Below are 1095 nucleotides of genomic sequence, written 5' to 3'. Positions count from 1 at the left end.
CTATGGGACGGACCGCAGGTGATCGAGCATGAACAGCGCCGCGGTCGTCAGCTGTCGGTCGTTGCGGACGCAGATGACGTGCGGACGCGTCGACCATTCGTCGAGCAGCGGAATGGCGCAGACCCGGTCGTTGCCGACTTTGTCGGCCAGCACGCCGTCCGGCAGGATAGTGATGCCGAGCCCGGCCTCGACCATACGCACGGCCGATTCGAAGGTCTTCACCTCGATGCACGTCTTCAGCGTCATGCTGAGCGCGTCGGCCGCACCCGCGAGCAGGGTGCCGAGCGAACTGGTGACGGCGAGCCCGACATGGTCGAAGCCGAGCGTGTCGGCAAAGCGCACCCCGCCCGACGTGCTGAGCGGGTGGCCGGCCGGAACCAGAACCACCAGCTTGTCGTGCCTGTAGTCGAAGACATCCAGCGCATCCGGGAAGGCCATGTTGCCCGCGAGGATACCGATGTCCGTCAGGCCCTCGATCGTCGCCTGCAGGACGCCGAGGCTCGAATCCTCGACCAGGATGATCTTCACCGAGGGATAGGCCTTGGTGAAGCTGGCGATCTGGCTCGGCATGTATTGAACGATGGCCGAGGTGTGCGCGTGAATGCGCACCTGGCCGGCGACGCCGGAGGCGAAGGTGCTCATCTCCGAGGTCATCCGGTTGATCTGGCTGAACAGGGTCGCCGCGTGCTTGGCGAGCATCTCGCCGGCGGGCGTCGCCTCGACGCCGCGCGAATGCCGATAGAACAGCGGCGCCCCGAGTTCCGATTCAAGCGAGTGGAGGCGCTTGCTGATCGCCGACGACGCGATGTTCTCGCGCGCCGCCGCCTTGCTGATGTTGCCCAGATTGTAGACGGCAAGGAAGATTCTGAGCGTCGTGAAATCGGGATGGAACATGCCGTTCTGCCTTTGTTGGGTGGAACCGCTAGTCCTTAAGCGACAATCCGGCAGCGTCAAGCGCGGCCGGATTGGGAACGGTTGGCGCCGCGCGTCAGTCCTCTTCGGGCCCCGCATTGTTCGCCGATGAGCGGGAGGAACCGGCCGCCGCCGAAATCCTCCTCCCTGTAGGTCGCGGCTGCCCTTCGTGCGGTCCTGACG

At 65.3% G+C, this 1095-nt stretch carries 1 protein-coding gene; it reads right to left on the bottom strand.

The features are described 5' to 3' along the window. On the bottom strand, positions 1 to 894 hold the full coding sequence (locus tag EN906_RS35010; RefSeq protein WP_024504879.1) for a LysR family transcriptional regulator: 894 nt from the start codon (positions 892 to 894) through the stop codon (positions 1 to 3). Positions 895 to 1095: the final 201 nt, after the last annotated feature.

This window comes from Mesorhizobium sp. M7A.F.Ca.CA.004.06.1.1, from assembly GCF_003999135.1.
GTDB lineage: Bacteria > Pseudomonadota > Alphaproteobacteria > Rhizobiales > Rhizobiaceae > Mesorhizobium.
This window is presented reverse-complemented; position numbering and strand designations above follow the sequence as displayed.

Bases quoted from the DNA above. Each gene is read 5' to 3' on its own strand.
- EN906_RS35010 (WP_024504879.1), bottom strand. From the start codon at position 894: ATGTTCCATCCCGATTTCACGACGCTCAGAATCTTCCTTGCCGTCTAC.